The 18,095-nt window shown below is 33.4% G+C and carries 18 protein-coding genes; 7 read left to right on the plus strand and 11 right to left on the minus strand.

What is annotated here, in order from left to right; genetic code table 11:
* Positions 1-47 precede the first annotated feature (47 nt).
* Positions 48-1,109 (plus strand): SRPBCC family protein, encoded by a 1,062-nt coding sequence (locus tag INR76_RS00580; protein ID WP_223108671.1) that lies wholly within the window; start codon positions 48-50, stop codon positions 1,107-1,109.
* Positions 1,110-1,481 (plus strand): fluoride efflux transporter CrcB, encoded by a 372-nt coding sequence (crcB, locus tag INR76_RS00585; protein WP_223108672.1) that lies wholly within the window; start codon positions 1,110-1,112, stop codon positions 1,479-1,481.
* Here the strand turns inward: crcB and INR76_RS00590 are convergent.
* On the minus strand, positions 1,478-2,086 hold the full coding sequence (locus INR76_RS00590; protein ID WP_223108673.1) for a DUF1684 domain-containing protein: 609 nt from the start codon (positions 2,084-2,086) through the stop codon (positions 1,478-1,480). The genes crcB and INR76_RS00590 overlap by 4 nt on opposite strands.
* Positions 2,087-2,351: 265 nt before the next feature.
* On the opposite strand from INR76_RS00590, the gene INR76_RS00595 reads away from it, so the two are divergent.
* Entirely contained in the window at positions 2,352-3,593 is a 1,242-nt protein-coding gene (locus INR76_RS00595) for an MFS transporter (protein WP_223108674.1), read from the plus strand.
* Positions 3,594-3,596: 3 nt separating this feature from the next.
* Here the strand turns inward: INR76_RS00595 and INR76_RS00600 are convergent, their stop codons facing one another.
* Positions 3,597-3,842, minus strand: coding sequence for a hypothetical protein (locus INR76_RS00600; protein ID WP_223108675.1), 246 nt, complete (start codon positions 3,840-3,842; stop codon positions 3,597-3,599).
* 104 nt (positions 3,843-3,946) lie between these two features.
* Positions 3,947-4,384: an Lrp/AsnC family transcriptional regulator gene (locus INR76_RS00605; protein WP_223108676.1), complete on the minus strand. Its 438-nt coding sequence runs from the start codon at positions 4,382-4,384 to the stop codon at positions 3,947-3,949.
* A gap of 125 nt (positions 4,385-4,509) precedes the next feature.
* On the opposite strand from INR76_RS00605, the gene INR76_RS00610 reads away from it, so the two are divergent.
* On the plus strand, positions 4,510-4,905 hold the full coding sequence (locus INR76_RS00610) for a hypothetical protein (RefSeq protein WP_223108677.1): 396 nt from the start codon (positions 4,510-4,512) through the stop codon (positions 4,903-4,905).
* Between the two features lie 50 nt (positions 4,906-4,955).
* Here INR76_RS00610 and INR76_RS00615 read toward each other — a convergent pair whose 3' ends face one another.
* Entirely contained in the window at positions 4,956-8,381 is a 3,426-nt protein-coding gene (locus INR76_RS00615) for a methylmalonyl-CoA mutase family protein (protein WP_223108678.1), read from the minus strand.
* Positions 8,382-8,546: 165 nt separating this feature from the next.
* Between INR76_RS00615 and INR76_RS00620 the strand changes: the two genes are divergently transcribed.
* The 3 genes from INR76_RS00620 to INR76_RS00630 all read left to right on the plus strand — a co-directional run bounded on the left by INR76_RS00620 (position 8,547) and on the right by INR76_RS00630 (position 10,588).
* Positions 8,547-9,482: a T9SS type A sorting domain-containing protein gene (locus INR76_RS00620; protein WP_223108679.1), complete on the plus strand. Its 936-nt coding sequence runs from the start codon at positions 8,547-8,549 to the stop codon at positions 9,480-9,482.
* 91 nt (positions 9,483-9,573) lie between these two features.
* Entirely contained in the window at positions 9,574-10,284 is a 711-nt protein-coding gene (locus INR76_RS00625; protein ID WP_223108680.1) for a DUF4197 domain-containing protein, read from the plus strand.
* A gap of 121 nt (positions 10,285-10,405) precedes the next feature.
* A complete protein-coding gene (locus INR76_RS00630; RefSeq protein WP_223108681.1) occupies positions 10,406-10,588 on the plus strand; it encodes a Lacal_2735 family protein in 183 nt (60 codons plus the stop codon).
* A 5-nt stretch (positions 10,589-10,593) separates the two neighbouring features.
* Here INR76_RS00630 and INR76_RS00635 read toward each other — a convergent pair whose 3' ends face one another.
* The 7 genes from INR76_RS00635 to INR76_RS00665 form a co-directional block, all read right to left on the minus strand.
* The gene (locus INR76_RS00635; RefSeq protein WP_223108682.1) at positions 10,594-11,367 is read right to left on the minus strand and encodes an ABC transporter substrate-binding protein; all 774 of its coding nucleotides are present in this window, start codon (positions 11,365-11,367) and stop codon (positions 10,594-10,596) included.
* Positions 11,357-12,178 carry an orotidine-5'-phosphate decarboxylase gene (gene pyrF, locus INR76_RS00640; RefSeq protein ID WP_223108683.1) on the minus strand — a complete coding sequence of 274 codons (822 nt, stop codon included), beginning with the start codon at positions 12,176-12,178 and terminating at the stop codon, positions 11,357-11,359. Before pyrF ends, INR76_RS00635 begins: the two co-directional genes overlap by 11 nt.
* Before the next feature lie 5 nt (positions 12,179-12,183).
* A complete protein-coding gene (gene prfA, locus INR76_RS00645; protein WP_223108684.1) occupies positions 12,184-13,260 on the minus strand; it encodes a peptide chain release factor 1 in 1,077 nt (358 codons plus the stop codon).
* Positions 13,261-13,364: 104 nt separating this feature from the next.
* Positions 13,365-13,904 carry a hypothetical protein gene (locus tag INR76_RS00650; RefSeq protein ID WP_223108685.1) on the minus strand — a complete coding sequence of 180 codons (540 nt, stop codon included), beginning with the start codon at positions 13,902-13,904 and terminating at the stop codon, positions 13,365-13,367.
* 268 nt (positions 13,905-14,172) lie between these two features.
* On the minus strand, positions 14,173-15,288 hold the full coding sequence (locus tag INR76_RS00655; protein WP_223108686.1) for a DUF3078 domain-containing protein: 1,116 nt from the start codon (positions 15,286-15,288) through the stop codon (positions 14,173-14,175).
* Between the two features lie 34 nt (positions 15,289-15,322).
* Positions 15,323-16,504 carry an AIR synthase related protein gene (locus INR76_RS00660; RefSeq protein WP_223108687.1) on the minus strand — a complete coding sequence of 394 codons (1,182 nt, stop codon included), beginning with the start codon at positions 16,502-16,504 and terminating at the stop codon, positions 15,323-15,325.
* 87 nt (positions 16,505-16,591) lie between these two features.
* Positions 16,592-18,094 (minus strand): carboxypeptidase-like regulatory domain-containing protein, encoded by a 1,503-nt coding sequence (locus INR76_RS00665; RefSeq protein ID WP_223108688.1) that lies wholly within the window; start codon positions 18,092-18,094, stop codon positions 16,592-16,594.
* Position 18,095: the final 1 nt, after the last annotated feature.

The raw sequence follows: 18,095 nt of genomic DNA on the forward strand, positions 1-18,095 counted from the left end.
TGTTAAAATGATTATATTTATACTCTATAACCAACAAACTTTTGTAAATGAAAATTTTAAAATACCTATTTTTTCTAATATTGATTGTACTAATTGGCGGCGCTATTTATTTTGCTACCAAGGACGGTAGTTTTGATGTTTCTGAATCAAAAATCATCAATGCGCCTGCTGAAGTAGTGTATAACAATGTAAAAGATTATAAAAGTTGGCCGAAATGGGGACCTTGGATGGAAGAAGATAAAAATATGAAAATTGATTATGCCGAAAAAACTGAAGGTGAAGGCGCTTCTTATTCGTGGACAAGTGAAACAGTTGGTAACGGTTCTATGAAAACAGTAAAAGTAATTCCTAATAAAGAAATTAATCAAGAAATTACTTTTAACACACCACTTGGCGACAGTGATAGTGACGTGTATTGGTATTTTGAAGATACTGAAAAACCAGGACAAACAAAAGTTACTTGGGGTATGAAAGGAGAACAATCATTTATGGAAAAGGTATTTATGTCATTTCAAGAAGATGATATGGAAACTGGACTTTCAAAAATGTTTAGCAGTGGTTTAAACAATCTTGAAGAAATAGTTGAAGAAAGTATGAAGCAATATTCTATTAATGTAGATGGAGTTACACGCTACAGTGGCGGATATTATATGTATAATACCACCGCAGCAAAACAAAGTGAAATAGGAAGCAAAATGGGGCCAATGCTTGGACAAGTAATGGGCTACATGCAAGATAATAAAATACCTACTGCCGGTATGCCATTTACAATATACAATTCAATAGATTCAGAAAATGGAACGGTAATTTTTTCGGCTGCCATACCTGTAAAAGAACGTGTAATTACACCAGATGGAAGTCCTGTTTTAACAGGATTTATGGAAACAGTAACAGCTGTAAAAGCTACCCTTAAAGGAAACTACTCACATTTACCTGAAGCGTATGAAAAGGCAAATCAATACATTGCAAATAACAACCTACAAGTTGACCCTAATGGTAATATGTTTGAAGTGTATGCAAATGATCCCGGAGAGGTTCCTAATCCTTCCAACTGGATTACAGAAATCTACATTCCGATAATTCAACAAGCAAATCCAGATGCACTTTAAATGAAACAGCTTTTGTTAGTTTTTTTGGGTGGCGGTATTGGTAGTTCACTTCGTTACTGGATAAGTAATTATTTAAACAGTACAGAATCTGGTATTCCATACGGCACATTTGCTGCAAATATTTTGGGAAGTTTAATTATTGGGATAATTCTAGGACTCGCCTTAAAAAATAATTCAATTTCAGAAAATACTGTGTTGTTTTTGGCAACCGGTTTTTGCGGAGGGTTTACCACCTTCTCTACCTTTGCGTATGAAAATCATATTTTTTTAAAGTCTGGTGATTTTATAAGTTTTGCACTTTACACATTGGCAAGTTTTGTTGTAGGTTTTGCCGCTGTTTTTTTAGGAATGTACTTGGTAAAATTCTCTTAGTATTTTTTGTAATCTTTTACACCTGCTTCAATACGAATATCTAAATCATTTTCTTTTGGCGGAATTGGACAAGAATATATAGAATTATATGCACAATATGGGTTGTATGCTTTGTTAAAATCTAACAAGATTGTATTACCTTCCGGGATTCTGGCATCCAAAAAACGTCCTCCTCCATATGAACCGTCACCACTTGTTAAATCTGTAAAAGGAAGAAACAAGTAATCTTCATAACCCGGTTCACTATAAGGCTTGGTACTTTTATATAGATTTAATTTTAATAGCTTTCCGTTTATTTTAAAGTGTGCTTCACCATATTTTACATATTCAGGTAAGCGCTCTGTTGTTGTAGACATTAAAAAAGGTTTTTCATCTGGTGTTCGCACAAATGTGGCTTCTACTCTATACGCTAAATCAATAGGATAAAAATTGAGACTTTTAAACTTCTTGAAGTCTTTTTGAGTTAAAATTGTAGTTTCAGCAGTGCTAAATTTTTTATTTTCTGAAGTTTGATAGGCTTCAATTTCAGCAATATGTTCTAGATTGTTTTGTCCAAAAGTAGAAATAGAGATTAAAATTAAAAGTGTAGTAAAAAGATATTTCATGTAAGAATTTTAATTTAAAATTGGGTTTCAATATAGAAAAATTCAATAATTTTTTAATTTAAACATATTAATTTTAAAAATTTATTACTTTTGATTAAATATTTTGAACTAAAATGAAAAGATATACACTTTATACCGTAAAACAATCTGTGGTTATTTACCACCAAATCGGGATATACGTGTGTTGAATTATAGAATAATAAACGAAATCAATATAGAAACGTCCCGGAAAATTCCGGGACGTTTTATTTTTATACCAATCAAGATGAAAAAATTATACACTAATTATATAAGTACTTTTCGCGGGCTTTCACGAGAAATATGGTTGCTTTCTCTTGTTACATTTATTAACAGAGCGGGAGCTATGGTTATTCCTTTTTTATCATTGTATTTGGTAAATGCAAAAGGGTTTACATTGCCACAAGTGGGATGGATTATGACTGCTTTTGGCCTTGGTTCTTTAATTGGGACTTTATTGGGTGGAAAACTTACGGACACAATTGGGTTTTACAAGGTAATTGTAGCTAGTTTGTTTTTAGGAGGTATAGGATTTATTTTTCTACAATTTGTTGAATCTTTTTATGGCTTTTGCTTCGGTATTTTCTTTCTTATTCTAGTAGCAGATTCTTATCGCCCAGCTATTTTTGTAGCTTGTGAAGTGTATAGCAAACCGGGCAATGTTACAAGAAGCATCACCTTGATACGATTGGCCATAAATTTAGGTTTTTCAATAGGACCATTAATTGGAGGTATTATAATCGCCACTATTAATTATTCATCATTGTTTTGGATAGATGGTATTACTTGTGTTTTGGCTTCATTTGGATTATTTATGCTTTTAAAACCCAAGAAACACAAAGGAAGTGATACTGATAAGGTTGTTAAAAAAGAAGGGGTACCGCCATATTTAAACTATGTTTTTGTTTTGTTTTTCATAATTATGATAGCCAATAGCATTTGTTTTGTTCAGTACTTTTCGGTAATGCCGCTTTATTATGAAAAAGCACATTTTTTAACTGAAGATATAATTGGCTGGTTGTTTTTTATTAATGGCGCTTTGATTGTATTATTTGAAATGCCACTAATAAGCTGGTTAGAACGCAAAAATATGTCCAAAACTATGGCAACATTTTGGGGTGTATTTTTCTTAGCATTGAGTTTTGTGGTACTAAATATAAGTAGCTGGACAGGAGTTGTTTTAATTGGTATGATACTTATGACTATTGGAGAAATGATAGGTTCACCATTTTCTAATGCCTTAGCATTAGAAATGGCTCCTACGGGAAGAAAAGGCAGTTATATGGGAGTGTATAGTATGAGTTTTTCTATCTCTCATATTTTTGGTCATAACCTAGGCATGAATATGGTTGACTCCTTTGGTTTTAACCTTACTTGGATAACTATGTTTGTATTCTTAATTTTAATATGCTTGGGGTCGCTATGGCTTCATAAATTAGTGAAAAAGAAAACTAAGCTAGCTGTACCCAAACAAATATCTATAGAGTAATTTTTAGTTTTTAGAATTAAATGGCGAAGCATTATTATCGCTTTTAACTTTCTCGGTTTCTACTTGCTTGTTCATTTTTTTATTTCTTCTAGAAATAAGAACTGCATCTAGGCAAGATATAAACAAACCTACACTTGAGACAAGACAAATAAATCTAATGATGGTTCCTCCAATAATATCTAATCCTGAAAAACCTAACAGTGCAGTTACAATAGTTAAGATTAATAAATGTAGTGTAAAATTTTTCATAGCTTATTGATTAATTAATTTACTCAAAGATATTTTATATCAACTGCTCAAAATCCTAACAATAGCTTAATTGTAATAACTTTAACTGAAAGAATATCATAATGTTAAGCTTTCTTAATATCATTGTTTTTAACCACGTGAGAAAGCACAATTTGTGTTTTTGTTTCTCCATAAATAATTAGTTGATCAATAAAAGCTTCTAGATGTTTTTGGTTGCGTAAAGCAACTTCCATTACTATATTTTCATTACCTGTGATTCTATAACAGTTGATAACCTCATCATATGTTTTTACTTTTTCTAGAAAGGGTTTTAGTTTTCCCATAAAGGCACGTAGAGTAATTATCGCTTTTAATTGATAACCTGCTTCAAAAGGAGATACTACTGTATTATAACCCGTAATTACACCTGCATCTTCCATCTTTTTTATGCGTTCAGAAACTGCCGGAGAACTCATCCCTACTTGCCTTCCTATTTCGGCACTTGAGAGTCTAGCGTTTTTTTGAAGGTGTTTTAAAATTTTCCAGTTTAACTCATCTATCATTTTAAAGTTTATTTAAAAAAAAAGTTAATTATTAATCCAAATATAGCAAATTGCTTTAAATTCGATTGATAAATAGGTCGATATCTTAGTAAATTTGGGTATTCATTTAAGTAGAATATTTGTTTATGGCAACCCATCTTTCACATAAATTTCCTCAAACAGCTCTTTATAAAAAGGCACAGGAAATTTTTGCCCTTTCACGAAATATTTCAGATTATCTTGTGCAAGACCTGGCTTCATTGAAAGATGACGGAACCGAAGACCAACACGTTTATTTTACCGGTGACATTGTACAACAATCTGTAAATCTTGCTCCTGAAATTTTAAAAGCTGAAAGTCAACTTTTTTCTGAAGCAAAACATAAACATGCAGCATCTGTGGCTCGTTTGGCCAATTTGCTTTATAAAAATTGCGAGCGCTTAGAGCAATCAAACAGCAACGGAAAAGAGTTTTTACAGTTGTTGAGAAATGAATTGAAAAAATTCAGAAAATTGCAACGCACTTGGATGCTTACACTATAAAAAAAGTCCGATTTAAATCGGACTTTTTATTATTACTTATATATTCAATTTTACATATTTCGGCGATACTGTCCGCCAACTTCAAATAATGCTTCGGTAATTTGACCTAATGAGCAAACTTTTGTTGCTTCCATCAATTCTTCAAACATATTTTTGTTTTCAATGGCCGCTTCTTGTACTCTATTTAAAGTTTCTTCGGCACTATCTTCATAGGTTTTATGTAGTTTTTCTAACGTTGTAATCTGTGCTTGCTTTTCTTCTTCGGTAGCTCTAATTACTTCTTTAGGTTGAATTGTTGGTGAACCTTTACTACTTAAAAACGTATTTACACCAATAATTGGAAATTCGCCTGTGTGTTTCAATGTTTCATAGTACAAGCTTTCTTCTTGTATTTTTCCGCGTTGGTACATGGTTTCCATAGCGCCTAAGACACCTCCTCTTTCTGTCAATCTATCAAATTCTTCTAGCACTGCCTCTTCTACAAGATCTGTTAATTCTTCAATGATAAACGACCCTTGAATTGGGTTTTCGTTTTTAGCCAATCCTAGTTCTTTATTAATGATCAATTGGATGGCCATGGCGCGTCTTACACTTTCTTCGGTAGGAGTTGTAATTGCCTCATCATATGCGTTGGTATGCAGCGAGTTACAGTTATCATAAATAGCATATAGTGCCTGAAGAGTGGTACGAATGTCGTTAAAGTCAATCTCTTGAGCGTGTAATGATCGTCCCGATGTCTGTATGTGATATTTCAACATTTGTGCACGAGGATTTGCTCCGTATTTCTCTTTTAAAGCTTTTGACCAAATTTTACGTGCTACACGACCAATTACTGAATATTCTGGGTCTATACCATTACTGAAGAAAAATGATAAGTTTGGTCCAAATTTATTGATATCCATCCCACGACTCAAATAGTATTCAACATATGTAAATCCATTTGCTAGTGTAAAGGCCAATTGTGTAATTGGGTTGGCACCAGCTTCTGCAATATGATACCCACTAATTGAAACTGAATAGAAATTTCTAACTTGTTTTTCTATAAAGTATTCTTGTACATCTCCCATTAAGCGTAAAGCAAATTCAGTAGAGAAAATACATGTATTTTGAGCTTGGTCTTCCTTTAATATATCTGCTTGAACAGTTCCTCTCACTTGCTTTAAGGTATCGTATTTAATTTTTTGATACACCTCTTGTGAAAGTACTTGATCACCGGTAACTCCTAAAAGCATTAATCCTAACCCGTCATTACCTTCAGGCAACTCACCATTGTATTTAGGGCGGTCCATACCGCTTTCTTTATAAATCTTTGCGATCTTATTTTCTACTTCTTCTTCAAGACCGTGTTCTTTTATATATTTTTCACAATTTTGATCTATTGCAGCATTCATAAAGAAACCTAACAACATTGGAGCAGGCCCATTAATTGTCATACTTACCGATGTCATAGGATGACTCAAATCAAATCCTGAGTATAATTTTTTTGCATCATCAAGACAACAAATAGAAACACCTGCATTTCCAATTTTTCCATAAATATCTGGACGATGATCCGGATCATTACCGTATAACGTAACACTATCAAAAGCAGTGGATAGACGTTTTGCAGGTAGTCCCATACTTACGTAATGAAAACGACGGTTAGTACGTTCTGGTCCTCCTTCTCCAGCAAACATTCTTGTAGGATCTTCACCGGTGCGCTTAAAAGGATATAAACCTGATGTATATGGAAATTCTCCAGGAACATTCTCTTGTAAAACCCACTTTAGTATATCGCCCCAAGCTTGATATTTTGGTAAGCAAACTTTTGGTATTTGTGTATGAGAAAGTGACTCTGTGTGAGTATCAATTTTAATTTCTTTATCCCGAACCTTAAATGTATATACTGGTTCTTGATAACGATTTACTTTTTCGTCCCAACCGGTTATTACTTCCCAGTTATAAGGATCTAGGTTCATTTTTTCTTTATCAAACTCTGCTAATAAAAGTTTTACTAACTCTTTGTTCTCTTCTGAAATAGATAAAGACTCTTCATCTACACCAGATTTATCAAGTTTTGGTGTAGTTCCTGAAACAGTTTCTAATGTTTTGTATATTCCGTAAAGTTTTTGAGCAACTTCGGCTTGTTCAGAAGCTTTTTTGTCATAAGCTCTATTGTTTTCAGAAATTTCTGAAAGATAGCGTGTTCTAGCCGGTGGAATGACAAAAACTTTTTCAGACATTTCATCTGAAATTTGATAGTTACTGTTTAAATCGGCTTTGGTTTTTGAAGCAACCGCATCCATTATAGATTTGTACAGCTTATTCATTCCAGGATCATTAAATTGAGAAGCTATTGTACCAAAAACAGGTAAGTCTTCTTTATTTGCATTCCAGAGTTGATGATTGCGAGTATATTGTTTTTTTACATCACGTAGTGCATCTTTAGCTCCGCGTTTATCAAATTTGTTAATTGCTACCAAATCTGCAAAATCAAGCATATCGATTTTTTCCAATTGGGTTGCTGCACCAAATTCTGGCGTCATTACATATAAAGATACGTCACTATGATCTAGAATTTCAGTATCACTTTGCCCAATACCCGAAGTTTCCAAAATAATTAAATCATATTCTGCTGCTTTTAATACTTGCACTGCTTCGGCAACGTGTTTTGAAAGTGCTAAATTACTTTGCCTAGTAGCCAAACTGCGCATATATACACGTGGAGAATTAATAGCATTCATACGAATGCGATCCCCTAATAAAGCTCCGCCTGTTTTTCGTTTTGAGGGATCAACAGAAATTATACCAATGGTTTTTTCAGGAAAATCTATTAAAAATCGACGAACCAGCTCATCAACCAAGGAAGATTTACCAGAACCACCTGTACCTGTAATTCCTAAAACAGGAATAGTTGCTTTTTCATTTTTTTTATGGATGCTATCTAGTGTGCTTTTGGCAACGTCTGGAAAATTTTCAGCTGCAGAGATAACCCTAGCTATAGCATTTGGATTTTTTTCAGAAAGTTTTCCTTCTTCTCCGTTTAAGCTTTCACCAATAGGAAAATCTGCTGTTTTTACAAGATCATTGATCATACCTTGTAATCCCATCTCACGTCCATCATCTGGAGCGTAGATGCGTGTAATACCGTATTTGTGTAAATCTTCAATTTCTTCAGGAAGAATTACTCCGCCTCCGCCGCCAAAAATTTTGATATGACTTGCTCCTTTCTCTTTGAGTAAATCATACATATACTTAAAATACTCATTGTGTCCACCTTGATAAGATGTCATAGCGATTGCATTTGCATCCTCTTGGATTGCAGTATTTACAACCTCTTCAACACTTCTATCGTGACCTAGATGTATTACTTCAACCCCGGTTGATTGAATGATACGGCGCATAATATTTATAGCTGCATCGTGCCCATCAAATAATGAGGCTGCAGTTACAATTCTTACTTTATTTTTTGGCTTGTATGGTTTAACGTTTTGCATATAGTGATTTACTCTTTTTTTGGAAAGACAAATTTACGAAAAAAGCCAGCAACAAGTAGGGTTTATAAAATTTTCAAAAATTTTAAAGAGTTATTATAATATTGGTAATATTTTGTATATTGTTGTATTAATTATAAATTATAAAAACATTTAAATATTAAGATTATGAAAAAAATTTACTTATTAGGTTTTTTATTATGTGCTTTTGCATTTAATAGTAACGCCCAAGTGGAATTATTTGATGATATGGATACATATGATTTAGGAGACATTTCACCTCAAGCTTCACATTGGAGAACTTGGTCTGGAACAGATGGTGGTGATGAGGATGCAGATGTTGTAAGTGACTTTGCAAACTCAGGTTCTCAATCTGTAAGAATTAATGGAAATACTATTATGGATCAACTGTTATTAGTTCCTAGTACCCCTACAGATGGAATTTACACCATTCAATGGCAAATGTATATTCCTTCAGATAAAGGAGGTTACTTCAATATGCAGTCTGCTTTAACAGCTGGAGGAGCTCCTTGGAATCAAGCTCTTATGGGTGGTAATGTATATTTTAACTGTGATGGAGCTTCACCTGGCACAGGAGGTGTTACAGGAGCAATTGATTGTTCTTCTTTTGATGAAACATTTACATATCCTGAAGATGAGTGGTTCAGAATTACTTGTATTTATGATATAGATGGACAAACTTGGTCTATGAACATTAACGGTGCTGAACAGTTTTCCAATTATCCATTTGAATTCGGAACAACTACTTTTAGCGAATTAGCTGGTTTAAATTTCTTTTCAGCTAGTGACAACATAGAAATGTATATGGATGATTTTGTTCTTGCTGCTGGTGAGTTAAGTGTAAATGAATTTTCTGCTGATGTATTTAGCGTATACCCTAACCCAGTAAAAGACAAATTGACTATCGAGTCTAAGTCTGCTGTAAACTCTGTTGCTATTTATGACGTTTTAGGAAAACAAGTTCTTGCTGTACAGCCAGATGCTGTTTCTCCTCAAATTGACATGAGCAGATTACCTTCTGGTGCTTACTTGGTTAAAGTAACTATTGGAGATTCATCAAAAACTGTAAAAGTACTTAAATAAGTTTCACACTTATTTACTACATTACTTATACAAAAGCCTTTCATAATTATGAAAGGCTTTTTTTATATCTTTATTTAAATTTTGAATTATTATGGTCTACAAAAAAATAGCTTTATTCTTTTCGGTTTTTACTCTAATATCTTGTGCTGAATTACAAAACGTTGTAAATACATTGCCAAATGGACAAATAGGTACAAATCCACAAATGATTGCAAACGGTCTGCGACAGGCGTTAGACTTTGGTATAGACAAACAAGTAACCAAATTAACTCAAAGAGACGGTTTTTATAAAAATAAATTAGTAAAAATTTTATTACCGGAAGAACTACAAAAAGTAGATAGAGCGCTACGAGATATAGGCTTAGGTAGCTTGGCAGATGAAGGATTAAAAGCTATGAACCGCGCCGCTGAAAACGCAGTAAAAGAAGCAACACCAATTTTTGTAGATGCGGTACGCGATATCACATTTAACGATGCTAAAAATATTTTGCTAGGTCCTGATAATGCTGCAACCAATTATTTACAAAACAGAACCAATACTGCCTTATATGCAAAATTTAACCCTGTGATACAAAATTCCTTTTCAAAAGTGGGTGCAGATCAAATTTGGTCAAATATAATTAATAAGTATAATTCTATTCCGTTGGTAAACGATGTAAATCCAGACTTGACAGATTACGTTACCAATCAAGCTCTTAAAGGAGTTTATACCATGATAAGTGTTGAAGAAAAGAAAATAAGAAATCAAGTTTCAGCGAGAACTACTACGTTATTAAAGCAAGTTTTTGCTTTACAAGATTAATTTGTTAAGGATTTAACGTAATTAATTGATTATCAAAACACAATTAGTATTTAATTAACCAAACACTAACATCAGTTTTTTAATATCCATTCTACTTTTGTAAAGTAGAAAAGATGTGATTATGATGAATTGGTTTAAAAGAGAAACTAAGCTTGATAAATTAAAAAAGCGTTACAGCGAATTAATGCGTAAATCCTATGAGGTTGCTATAAAGGATAAAAAGAAAAGTGATTTTTTTCACGAAAAGGCAGAAGAAATATTGGATGAAATTAAGTCCTACAGATATCAATATGCAGATAAATAATCTATTTATTTATGAAGCGTTTTAAAATATTGAAACGCTTTACCTAACCTTGATCCATACCAACTGAAAAACTCTCCATCTACAATTTTTACTGGTTTGCCAATTTCATTGCTCAATCTTTGTGCATCTTTTTGTTTAAAAGGGAAAGGCTCGGTTGATAATAATACTTGATCCACATTTTTGAGTTTACTAATATCTATTTCAGGATATCTTGTGTTTTCTTCACAAACATTTTCAAATTTATTCAAATTTAAAAGTGTGTTTATAAAAGTGGTTTTTCCAGCAACCATTAATGGTTTCTTCCAGATAACATAAGCTACCTTTTGAGACGGCTTATGGTTTATAAATTTTAAAAAATCTTGTTTCTCAAATTGAATTGTTTCAATAATTTCAGAAGCTTTTTCTTTTACATCACAAATTGCTCCTATTGATTCAATCATTTGCAGGCTCTCTTCAATGGTATAAATATCACTTACCCAAACCGGAGCTATCTTTTGAAGCTCCATCACCATTTCTCGAGTATTTTCCTCTTTATTACAAATAATTAAATCTGGAGACACTTGTTGCACCTTATCAAAATGTAGAGTTTTGGTTCCGCCTACCACTTTGATTTCTTTCCGTAATTTTGAAGGATGTACACAGAACTTTGTAATCCCTACTAACTTATCACGCAAACCGAGATCTACCAGCAATTCAGTTTGAGAAGGCACTAATGATACAATCCTCTGTGGAGTTTTGGTAAGTGTAATTATGTTGTTTAATTGATCTTTAAACTGCATTCAATATTGTTTGCATCTGTTGCTGAAGGTTTTTTGCTTCTTTCTTGGCAGCTTCAGCAAAATTGTTTTCTTGAGAAGCATATATAATGCCTCTAGATGAATTAATTAACAAGCCTACGTTTTTATTCATACCATATTTACAAACTTCTTCTAGATTTCCGCCCTGTGCGCCAACTCCAGGAACTAACAAAAAATTATCAGGCACAATTTTTCGTATTTCTGAAAAATATTCAGCTTTGGTCGCTCCAACAACATACATTAAATTGTGAGCGTTTTTCCAGTTTTTTGAAGTTTCTAAAACCGTTTTGTACACTTCTTTTTCTGAATTAATTTTCTGAGTTTGAAAATCAAACGCACCTTCATTTGACGTCAATGCTAGTAAAATAGTATGTTTATCCTCAAAAGCCAAGAAAGGCTCTACAGAATCTTTTCCCATATAGGGTGCCACAGTTACCGAATCAAAACCTAAATCATTAAAAAAGGCCATAGCATACATTGATGATGTATTACCAATGTCTCCTCGTTTTGCATCTGCAATGGTAAAAATCTCAGGATAGTTGTTATTCAAATAAGTAATTGTCTTTTGAAGAGATTTCCAACCATTGATACCGTAGGCTTCATAAAAAGCTGTGTTAGGTTTGTATGCTACAGCGAGATGATGTGTTGCATCAATAATTGCTTTGTTGAATGAAAAAATGGGATCTTCTTCTTCAAGAAGGTATTTTGGTACTTTATCAAGATCTACATCTAGCCCAATACATAAAAACGATTTCTTCCTTTTAATTTCTGAAATTAATTTTTCTGCAGTCATAGGATTTAAAAAGTTTCTCCGGCTTCTTTCAGCTTTTCGGTATTACTCACCATTTGAAGTTCGTCGATAATTTTTTGAATGTCTCCATCAATTATATTACTTAAATCATATAGCGTGAGGTTAATACGATGATCTGTTACTCGGCCTTGCGGATAGTTGTAGGTTCTAATTTTTGCACTACGGTCACCGCTTGTTACCATCGAGCCTCTTTTTTCTGCATCTTCAGCTTGTTTTTTTGCCAATTCCATATCATACAACCTGGAGCGAAGTACTTTAAATGCTTTCTCTTTATTTTTATGTTGTGATTTCTGGTCTTGACATTGAGCTACCAAACCTGTTGGTTCGTGCGTGAGCCTTACTGCAGAATACGTGGTGTTTACAGATTGTCCTCCAGGCCCCGAAGAACAGAAATAATCAATACGAACGTCTTTTGGATCTATTTCTACATCAAATTCTTCAGCTTCAGGAAATACCATAACAGTTGCTGCACTTGTGTGTACTCGTCCTTGTGTTTCGGTTTGAGGTACACGTTGCACGCGGTGCACACCGGCTTCAAATTTTAAAATTCCGTAGACATCTTCACCTTCAATTTCCATTTGAATTTCTTTAAAACCACCACTGGTCCCTTCGCTGTAATCTACAGTATTTACTTTCCAGCCTTTATTTTCACAGTATTTTGTATACATACGGTATAGGTCACCTGCAAAAATACTTGCCTCGTCCCCACCTGTTCCGGCTCTAATTTCCATTACTGCATTTTTAGCATCTTCTGGATCTTTAGGGATTAAAAGGAATTTTATTTCTTCTTCTAGCTTTGGCAATTCTTCTTGGGCCTCTTCCAACTGCATTTTTCCCATTTCGACCATTTCTTCATCGCCGCCGTCTTTTATAATTTCTTCTGCTTCTTCAATTCTATTGGTGAGTGTTAAGTAGCGCTCACGCTTATCCATTAACAATCGTAAATCTTTGTATTCTTTATTTAATTGAATATATCGCTTTTGATCGCTAATTATATCTGGTTGTATGATAAGATCACTTACCTCATCAAACCGTTGTTTTACTATTTGAAGTTTTTCTAACATATGTAATTTATATGCGACAAATTTACGATAATTTGAAGAATATTATTGAATGCTTCTACGGAAACAAAAAGACTTATTATTAAAGTATTTCTAGGTTTCAGAAATTATAGAATGTATTCTTTTTCAGATAACAGCTTTCCTTCTTCCTTTTGCTTTTTTGTGTTTAAAGCAAAATTGACCAATAAAACTATTCCGAGTAAATAGAATACTCTTTCGGGATAATAGGCAGCATCTGCTTTATAGAAATAAGCTGCTAATCCCCAACAATCTGAAAGTACAAAACAAAGAGCCATATACAGATAAATAAGTGGGGTTTTACCTTGAAAACGTTCATTAAACATAAATGCCGCAAAACCTAAAAGAATCAATATTCCGCCTTGTACAAAAAACAACACAAATTGAAAATCTGTATCTAATCCACTTTTTATTATATCTGAAAGGTAATAAACATTAAAAACATTTAATGCTATAAGCAGACAGACTAAAAGTATAATGATAGGTGTTGATTTTGAAATCTTTAACTTTCCTACTGTTATGGCCAGTAGTAACGAATAAGGTAAGATTGTTACTATAAATGATATTGTTTTTAATAAGCTATTTTCATAATCTAAAATTGTTATATCTCTTAACAGAAATAATAGCAAAGCGTAAAAAACTAATTTTTCAGAATAAAGTTTATAAAGTATAAAGAACACAATTAAACACAGTACCGAAGCTACTCTTAAAACTCTGCTTTTATCTATTTCAAGATAGTGTATTACAAGTAAGTTTACTACAAGCAATACAACAGCAATAATTGTAAGCTTCAAGTACTTGCCGGGCAAGTATTGAGGAGTCATAAGTTTGATTAGTTAGTTGAATTATATAATCTCTTAAACTTACGAAGAAAAATAATATACGGTTTTAAAAAAATTATAATTCGAGAATAACGCCTATACCAAATTGTTGTTTCCACTGCGTGATAGCCCCTTTTTCTATAGATTCACCCTCGTCATTTTCAACGGTCATTTTAATATCATTATCATAAATTAAATGTGAACCTAGATTTGCCAAAACAAAATCATTAACCTGAAAATTGAAGCCTAACTCCCAGTTTACATCTATATTCCCAAAATCGTCTAAGTAGTCTGTATATAATGTGACCTTATTGGCCATTGTGATGTTTTTTACAATTTCGGCTTTATACTCATTGGTAATTAAAATTCCCATTTGTGCAAGTAGATGGCTCCCTTCTTCGAGAATGTCTCCTTGTTCATTTACAACTGCTGGGGTTACACCAAAAGCACCTTTATTTGCAAGTTCCTGATCAAGTACAATGGTTGATTTTACTGTTAACGGCGATACATAAACTGAAAGGTTTTCATCGTTAGCCCCGTATTCTGTTCCCACACCAAGAAAGGCATATGCAGGAGACATTATAGTAGAAATTTTATTTGACGTATCTGGATATTCATATCCGTTTGAAAACTGCGTAGAAAATTGAAACTTGGCAGTGTAATAAATATTGGTGAGACTATCATTTCTGAAACCAAAGGAGCTTTTTAACTCTATATTATCTTCGGTTTTTTGCCATCCAAGTTCCCTTTGCTTATTAACACCATATTTTGCCAGCAATTCATTTTTCCATCGTGTATTTTTAGTTTTATAAGTTCTTTTTAAATCAACATTTATCAAACCTGAAACAGAACTCACACCACCGGCATTCCAATTTACAAAAGCAACCTCATTAACGTTTATCCCAATTTTATTATAAGACCCCCACAAAGTAGGCTCTACAAAACCATACACACTTCTTCTTTTTGAGGGTTTTTGTTTTAAAGGAATTTTAAAAAATACAGGTTGTTGAAGACTCAAACTATTAACTGAAAATACCGGATCTCTAAATTTATCTTTACTAACCGGTGTTTTAAACATCACCGGATTTTCTGGGCGTAGACTATTTACCCTAAAAACTATTTCTCTATTGTCATCTTCTTGTGCTATTACCCAAACAGGGGCTAGTAACAATAAAATAAGTACATACTTCATTATCAAAAACTAAATTAATAGGGAGAAAAAATGTTTAGTTGTAAGTAAAACTACCCTTCGAACTGTTTATTGTTAGTTTCTTTTCTTCTGAAGCTTCTACTCTTCCAATTACCTGAGCATCAACATTAAAAGATTTTGAAATTTCAATAATTTCTGAAGCAAATTGTTCAGGGATATAAAGCTCCATACGGTGACCCATATTAAAAACTTGATACATTTCTTTCCAATCTGTTTTACTTTCCTCTTGAATTAACTGAAACAAAGGAGGGATATCAAACAAAGAGTCTTTTATTATGTGAAGCTTATCAATAAAGTGTAATATCTTGGTTTGGGCACCACCACTGCAATGTACCATTCCGTGAATTTCCTTATTACTGAATTTTGAAAGAATTTTCTTTAGTATTGGCGCATAGGTTCTCGTTGGTGACAATACTAATTTACCAGCATCTAGAGGCGTATTGGCAATTGTATCTGTCAATTTTCTTGAACCTGAATACACCAAATCATTAGGCACTGAAGGGTCAAAGCTTTCAGGGTATTTTTCAGCGAGGTATTTTTCAAAAACATCGTGTCTGGCAGAAGTTAGCCCATTACTTCCCATTCCTCCATTATATTCAGATTCATAGCTAGCTTGACCAAAAGAAGCCAAACCAACAATAACATCTCCGGCTTGAATATTTGCGTTATCAATAACATCGCTTCGCTTCATTCTAGCTGTAACGGTAGAATCAACAATAATGGTACGTACTAAGTCACCTACATCGGCAGTTTCGCCTCCAGTAGAATGTATAGATACGCCGTTTTCAGAAAGACTTGAAATAAGCTCCTCGGTTCCATTAATTATTGCTGAAATAACTTCACCAGGGATAGCATTTTTATTTCTACCAATTGTTGAAGACAACATAATGTTATCTGTTGCACCCACACACAACAAGTCGTCAATATTCATAATAAGAGCGTCTTGCGCAATACCTTTCCATACAGAAAGATCTCCTGTTTCTTTCCAATACATATAAGCCAAGGACGATTTTGTTCCGGCTCCATCTGCGTGCATCACGAGACAATAATCTTTATCACCGGTAAGGTAATCTGGTACAATTTTACAAAAAGCGTTGGGAAACAACCCTTTATCTATGTTTTTAATTGCGTTATGCACATCTTCTTTGGAAGCAGAAACACCTCGCTTTGCATATCGTTTTGAAATTTCCTGACTCATAGCACTCTATTTTTCACTACAAAAATAGGCAATAAAAAACGTCCCGGAAATTCAGGACGTTTTTTTTCATATGGTTAGTTATATATATTACTCCCAATCTGGCATAAAGGCATTTTCATAAAGCAACTCCCTTTCTACATTATTGTCGTCTTGATCAACTTGAACCTTGTAGACGTCGCGTTGTGAAATACCATCGTTTGAGGTGTTTGTAAAAATCACTTCAGCTTCGTTGGGTGAGAAAATAGGTTCAAGATCATTTGTACCATTTTCCTTTTGGTCTGATATATCAGTTGTAGTTTCATCTACCATATCATAAACAAACATTCTAGAGTCTAGTCTTCTGTAATCTGCACTTTCAAAACCGGAAACATCATAAGAATATAGCACCAATTGATTTGTAACTGACAGGTTGAGACCACTTGCTGCTCCGTCAACACCTGATAAAATGTTGTTTAATACATTACCATCAAAGTCTATTGTGAAAATTGATATGTCATACCCATTAATATTATTAGTTTTTAAGGCTATAATATCACTATTTTCACTTACATCTACTTCAGAAATCAATGAACCGTCAGTTGTTTGATAGACTTCTTCCAGCCCTTGTCCATTTGAATTAATTCTATATAATTTATCAAATCTTGGGAAGTAAATCATATCACTGGTAGGTGGCCATGCAATATTGATTTCGCCTAAGTCAAAGCCTTTTGGCTGTACTTGACTTGTTACTTTTTGCTTATCTGTACCGTCTCTTGCCATTGTATATATATCAACATCTGAGCCATTGGTTTGCAGATATGCAATTCTGTTTGCTGCTACGTTTCTTCTTGGACGGTAACTGTTTTTACTTTTTGATGTTAACTGGAATTCATTTCCGTCTTCATCTGAAGAGAAAATAACATTGTTTCCGTCTATATTTCTTACAAATAAGAATCTGTTATCTACCGGTGCATTAATTACACTAAATGTACGAACCGGACTTATTACAGGGTCGTTAATACCATCTGTAACTGTAACTTGCCAAAAATATTTAGCTCCTAGTGTTAATGGTGAGTAAACAAAGGTTGTATCTGTAATATTTTCAAAAGTTAAAACTTCTTCATTTATATCATTACGAAGCTCAATAGAGTAAGTTAATGGATCATCATCTGGATCACTAGAATCCCAAGCAAAATCTGCTTCTATACTTTGTAGCACTTCATTATCACCTGGAGATAGTAAAACCGGCGTTGTAGGTGGCAAATTATCTGCAGTTGATACTTCTAATTCAAAAATAACGTTTACTGGATCGCTTGAAACTACATTTGCAGGCTCAAAACCTCCCAGAAACCCTTCTTTTCTAGCTTCTACTGAATATTCTCCAACCGGCACGTTATCCAATTCAAACTTTCCATTTTCATCTGTAAAAACAGTTGTTGTAAGAGGTTGTGATGAAATTCTAGCATTCTCAATAGGTTCATTGGTGCCTACTTCTACTACTGTTCCTGTAATAGAGCCTGTTTGACTTTCGCCTATTTTATCTTCGCTACATGAAAGTATGAACAAAAATAAAATTCCAATTATTGTTATGTTTATATAGTTAGCTTTCATA

Source organism: Marixanthomonas sp. SCSIO 43207 (assembly GCF_019904255.1).
In the GTDB taxonomy this organism is placed as follows: domain Bacteria; phylum Bacteroidota; class Bacteroidia; order Flavobacteriales; family Flavobacteriaceae; genus Marixanthomonas.